This is a genomic window from Longimonas sp. (genome assembly GCF_040409695.1).
Lineage (GTDB): Bacteria > Bacteroidota > Rhodothermia > Rhodothermales > Salinibacteraceae > Longimonas.
Window position 1 is genome coordinate 1 of record NZ_JARWGJ010000147.1, and the last position, 6,189, is coordinate 6,189.

At 61.0% G+C, this 6,189-nt stretch carries 3 protein-coding genes; all 3 read right to left on the reverse strand.

Annotation, left to right across the window (positions count from 1 at the left end):
• Positions 1 to 136: 136 nt before the first annotated feature.
• Positions 137 to 1,459 (reverse strand): TolC family protein, encoded by a 1,323-nt coding sequence (locus tag PPP56_RS09065; protein WP_353563720.1) that lies wholly within the window; start codon positions 1,457 to 1,459, stop codon positions 137 to 139.
• Positions 1,460 to 1,572: 113 nt separating this feature from the next.
• On the reverse strand, positions 1,573 to 4,761 hold the full coding sequence (locus PPP56_RS09070) for an efflux RND transporter permease subunit (RefSeq protein ID WP_353563721.1): 3,189 nt from the start codon (positions 4,759 to 4,761) through the stop codon (positions 1,573 to 1,575).
• Between the two features lie 45 nt (positions 4,762 to 4,806).
• Complete coding sequence (locus PPP56_RS09075) at positions 4,807 to 5,955, reverse strand: efflux RND transporter periplasmic adaptor subunit (protein ID WP_353563722.1); 1,149 nt, start codon at positions 5,953 to 5,955, stop codon at positions 4,807 to 4,809.
• Between the last annotated feature and the right edge of the window lie 234 nt (positions 5,956 to 6,189).

Sequence of the window (6,189 nt, forward strand, 5' to 3'; positions counted from 1 at the left end):
TTGAACAAGACAAACCTGCAGTGTCTGATAGCCTTATCACTTAGCGTCTACCCACTACCGCATCTACATACATGAGACTTCACACGCTCTGCAGAGGACGGAGACAGCTGTTACACGAAAGGGCTACACGAAAGAACTACATATCGGTATTGGGCTGCGGTAGCAAGTCAGTCTGTATAGTGCCGCTGAGTTCACGCAGTGTAAGCTCGGCCTGCTTGGCATCAAAGCGGGCGCCGACCAGCTGACTTTCGGCACGGATGGCCTGTTCTTGCACCTCGCGCAGCTCGATCGAGGAGATATCGCCCAGCCGAAACTGCTCCAGTGCAATATCGACATTCGCTGTTGCGATCTCCAGGTTTTCAGTCTCAAGCGCAACCACATCCAGCCGGTTCTGATACTCGGCGTATGCGCGGGTCAGCACCGCGAGCAGCTCCGACTCCACATCGGTCACAGCCAGTTCGGCGTTACGGATGCGCACCTGGGCGTTCTGGCGCCGGCGTTGCCGCTCGAATCCGGTAAAGATTGGAAGCTGAAGCGACAGCCCATATGTCAGGTCGTAGCTGGTGCTCTGTATCAGAAAGCCGCTCTCCGAGTCGGTACGGCTCACCCCATAGCCGATGCTTGCATCGAGCGAGGGAAGGCGTTCTGCTCGGATCGCCTGATGCTCTTGCTCGGCCGCACGTAGAGCCGACCGCGCCTGGAGTAGCACGGGGTTTGTGCGTTCGAGCGACTGGCGCAGCTGTTCAGGCACCAGGGTGTCATCGATGTCGATCGCGATGTCAACAGTAAAGTTTGTGGCGGTCGTGCGGCGTCCTCGCACGCGGTTCAAGTCAGCCTTAGCGGATTCGAGAGCCGATTCCTGGCGCAGCAAGGCCGACCGATCGGCGTTCAGGTCGACCTGGGCCTGACGAACTTCCAGGTCGGAGGCTGAGCCTACTTCGTTGCGCAGCTCAGCGATGCGGAGCCGCTCCTGTGATACCTCTACGGCTTCCTGCAGCACGGTGCGCTGCCGCTGCTCGCGCGCGACCCGGTAGTACGCAAGCGCTGCATCGGTAAGGAGCTGGTCGGTTGCAGAGCGGCTGCGCTCCTGGGCGGCACGGCGCTCGGCACGAAGCTGGCTGAGCGTGGCAAAGCGCCCGAGTCCGTCGAACACGCGCCACGACAGATTTGCATCGGCTCCGGTGTTCGTTGTTCGGGCCCCGGTGATCTCCTCGCTGTCTTGCCCGCGAAACTGCTGCTCGGTGTCGCTAATGGTTTCGTTGTAGCGGGCCTGCACCGAGAGCTCAGGCAGAAAACCGGCGTTTCCGAGCGAGGCATCACGTGCAGCGATGGCGGCCTCGTTCTCTGCAATCTGCACGTCGGGGTTGTTACGCATGGCCTCGTTCAGCACGTCGTCGAGGCGGAGCGGCTCGCCCGCATCCCCTGAGGTGCCGACCGCCTGTGCCCCTGCCTCGGGCATAGCGCCTACAGACAGGCAGACAAGAAACCAGATGGCGCACACACAGAGCCGATGGGTCATACACAGGGGGCGTAAACAAGTGGTGGTACTATCGAAAAGAAAGCTCGCACGGCCTATGCGGATGGGCCGCTTGAGGTTGGGTCGGAGACGTCGGGTTCAGAAACGTCGGGTATGGTTCCACTTCCGCTGCCATCGCCAGCGATACCGTCGCCAACGCTGCCACCGCCAGCGGCTGAGGCAGTAGCCATCTTAGCGCCCGCGTCGGCGCTGGTCAGATAGGTATACATTGCAGGGATGATGTAGAGCGAAAGGAAGGTGCCTACAACCAGTCCGCCAATAACGACCAGCCCCATCGGGATGCGGCTCTCGGCCCCGGCGCCAATGGCAAGAGCGATTGGAAGCACCCCGAGGATGGTCGAGAAAGCCGTCATGAGAATGGGGCGGAAGCGTACGGCGGCGGCTTCGGTGATGGCCTCGTCGATGCTTAGTCCGGCGGCCTTGCGCTGATTGGCAAACTCGACAATCAGGATTCCATTTTTGGCAACAAGTCCAACCAGCATTACGATTCCGATCTGGCTAAAGATGTTGAGCGACTGCCCAAACACCCAGAGGAAAGCCAGCGCCCCGGTTAGCGCAAGCGGAACGGTGATCAAGATCGTAAACGGGTCACGAAAGCTCTCGAACTGAGCAGCGAGCACCAGATAGATGAGCACCAGCGCAAGTCCAAACACGTAGAGCAGCTGGTTCGACGTTTCTTGAAAGTCGCGCGACTGGCCGTCGAGAGCCGTTGAGAACGACGGGCCAAGCACCTCGTTCGCAACCGCATCCAGCTCGCTGATACCGTCGGCAATGCTGTATCCGGGGGCCAGCTGCCCCTCGACGGTGGCCGACTGGAACCGGTTGAATCGGAACAACTGAGGCGGGTTGGCCTGCTCTTCGATGCTTACGATGTTGCCGAGTATGACCGGCTCGCCGCTGTTGGAGCGCACGTACAGGTTCAGCAGGTCGGTTGGCTCGTTTCGGTCGGCGCGCTCCACCTGGGCCACAACGTCGCGCTGCTGGCCGTCGCGCGTGAAGAACCCAAGGCGCTGCTCGCTCAGTGCGAGCTGCAGGGTCTCGGCTATGTCGAGGGCCGACACGCCGATGTTGTCCGCCCGCTCCCGGTCGATTGTGACGTCGATCTCGGGCTTGTTGAACTTCAGATTCGTGTCCAGGAAGGTGAACGCGTCGGACTGGCGGGCGCGCTCCATGAACGCAGGCAGCGTTTCTTCGAGAAGCTGCAGGTTGGGGGCCTGAATCACATACTGAATAGGCTGTCCGCCTCGCGAGCCTACCGAGATGGTCTGTTCCTGCGAGATGAACGCGCGGGCACCATCCATCTGGCGTACGGCCTGCGTGAGCGCGTCGGCGATCTCGGCCTGGCTGCGGTCGCGCTCGCCGGGCTCAACCAGTTGGATGCGCATGAATCCGCTGTTGACAGAGCTGGATGCGCCGAATCCAGGAGAGGTTACGGTGATTATAGCCTCCGTTTCAGGGACTTCCCGCTGTACCGTTTCGTAGAGGCTCATGATGTAGGCGTCCATGTACTCATAGGTAGCGCCCTCGCGTGCTTGAGCAAAGGCACGCAGGCTGCTCCGGTCTTCGAGCGGGGCCAGCTCTTCGGGGAGCACGCTGTAGAGTCCGCCGATAATAATGCCACATACCGCGATAACGCCGAAGGCCGTCCAGCGCTTGCGCATGAAGACTTCGAGGGAGCGCCGGTACTTCTCGTTGATCCACTCAAAGAACGGCTCCGTTTTGCGGTACATCCAGGGCTGCGTTTCGCGCTTCTTCAAGAGCCGCGTAGAGATCATCGGTGTGAAGGTAAGCGCCACGAACGACGAGATCGCCACAGCGCCTGCAATGACGAGCCCGAACTCCTGAAAGAGCTGTCCGGTGAGCCCCCCCAAGAAGATGATGGGCAGAAACACTACGACGAGCGAGATGGAGGTGGCCACCACTGCGAAGAAAATCTCGCGGGTGCCGATGATGCCTGCGTCGATCGGGGCGTGGCCTTCTTCGAGCTTGGCATAGATGTTTTCGAGGACCACGATCGCGTCATCGACGACAAGCCCGATGGCGAGCACCAGGGCCAGCAGCGTAAGTACGTTGATGGAGAACCCGGCCATGTACATCACGAAGAACGACCCGATCAGCGCCACGGGAATGACCAGCAGCGGGATGATCGTAGAGCGCCAGTCGCGCAAGAAGCCGAAGATGACGAGGATGACCAGCAGCAGCGCAATGAAGATGGTCTGCTGCACCTCGGCGATGCTCTGCCGGATCTGCGTTGTGGTGTCGAATCCGATGCCCAACGAGATATCGGCGGGCAGGTCGGCTTCGATCACCTCAACCCGATCATAGAACTCGTCGACGATGTCGATATAGTTGGCGCCGGGCAGGGGGCGTAGCACTACGCCGACCATGGGCGTTCCGTCGCGTCGCAGCAGCGTGCGCTCGTTTCGTGCGCCGATCTCGGCATAGCCTACGTCCTGAAGCCGCACGATCTCGCCATCGGGCGACTGCTTCAGGATGAGGTCGTTGAAGTCGTCTTCGGTTTCAAGGCGGCTTTGCGTACGCACTGTAAGCTCAATATCACGCCCTTCGATGCGTCCGGAAGGCAGCTCTACGTTTGAGCGCTGAAGCGCAGCGCGCACGTCCTGGGGCGTGAGCTGGTAGGCGGCGAGCCGCTGCGGGTCGATCCACAGGCGCATCGCATACTCTTTCGACCCCCAGATGTCGACGCGGCTCACGCCTTCAATCGTCTGCAAGCGTTCCTTGAAGCGGTTATCGGCCAGCTCGGTCAGCTCCAGCAGGTTGCGGTAGTCGCTGCTGATGTTGAGAAAAACGATCGGCTGGGCGTCGGCATCGGCCTTCGATACGGTGGGGGGATCGGCATCCGGAGGCAGACGGCCCTGAGCGCGCGACACCCGGTCGCGCACATCGTTGGCTGCGCGCTCAAGGTCAGAGCCGATATCGAACTCAACGGTGACGGTAGAGCGCCCTTCGCGGCTTACCGAGGTGAGCGTGCGAATCCCTTCGATACCGTTGAGCTGTTCTTCAAGCGGCTCGGTGATCTGCGCGTCGATGACGTCGGCGTTGGCTCCGGCGTAGTTGGTGGATACGCTAATGACCGGCGGGTCGACCGACGGATATTCGCGCACCCCCAGAAAGAAAAATCCGATCGCCCCAAAGATGACGATCAGAGTCGCCATCACCGTGGAGAGGACGGGGCGTTCAATGCTAAGCGAGTACAGGGCCATGACAGGGCGGGCCGGTGGGAGATCCGGTGGAAAGTCGCGCGATGATTAGTCGTTCGAGGTGAAGTCGTCGGCCACAGGCTCACGAGCCGACTCGGAGACGTCGCGCAGGGCGACCTCGCGGCCGGGGCGCAGCTCCTGAATGCCCGATGTGATGACGGTGTCGCCTGGGGCAAGCCCTTCAACGATCTGTATGGTGCGATCGGTGCGCATCCCGATCGATACCTCCTGCGGCTGTGCGGTGCCGTCGCGGTATACGAAGACACGCTGCACGCCCAGGTTGGGAACGAGCGCAAAATTAGGGACGACCAGAGCATCTTCCATGGCGCCGAGCGTAAGCGTTACGTCGGCAAACGAGCCAGGATTTAGGCTGCCGGTTCCATTTTCGGCGCGGGCACGGACCCGCAGCGAGCGGGTTTCGTCGCTGATACGCGGCTCAATAGCAACGACCTCGCCGGTGTAGCTGGCGTCGCTGTTGCGGACCGAGAACGTGACCGGCTGGCCGGGCTGTGCCTGTCCGGCATATTTTTCAGGAATCGAGAAGTCGACTTTCATGGGGTCGGTGCGCTGCAGCGTGGCAATGCGGGTATCGGGAGAGATGTAGCTCCCGCGGCTCACGTAGCGAAGCCCGAGCTGCCCGGTAAACGGCGCACGGATCTGCGTCTGCTCGATGCGTGCCTCGACGCCCTCAAGCTGTGCCTGCAAGACCTCGACCTCGTTGCGTGTGGCGTCGTAGGTCTCCTGGCTCACGCCGCCTTCCTCAAGCAGGCGCGCCTGGCGCGCTTCGCGTGCTTCGGCCAGCGTCTTTTCGGCCTGCAGGCGTCGCTTTTCGGCCTGCAGGTCGCCGTTCGACACAGCAAGCAGCAGCTCGCCCTCCTGCACCATCTGGCCTTCACGCAGCTGCAGCGTTGTGATGCGGCCCGATGCTTCTACCGCAAGATCGACCGACTCGTCGGCACGCAGGGTGCCTGTGCTCCGCACCTGCTCGTCGATGCGGGTGGGCTGTACAATGACGGCGTCGACCTGCAACGCATCGTTTGCTGACTGAGCGGACTCGTCCGCCGCGTCGTCGCTGGATGCGCTCTCTGAAGCGCCATCCTGCGGAAGCAGGAGCACTCCGATCACAGCCAGTACGCCCACAAGGGCAATCCAGGCGACGGGGCGTTTCCACCAGGTGATATGTGCTGAGGCGTTCATGAAAGACTCAAAATCGATCGAGGAGCTTGAGAGCTAACTGTATTTGTACATTTAATCGAACATGTAGACGGATACAAAGGGTTCGCCAGTGATGTGACCGTTTAGACGTCTGGTAACATGAGGCGTTACAGAGCTGTGAATACTCCGCCCAGACGCCGATACAGGGGCAGGGAGTGGAGGATGCAAATGATGAAGGATGCGAAGCGCCTGTATCCCCCTTCACGAAATATGCTG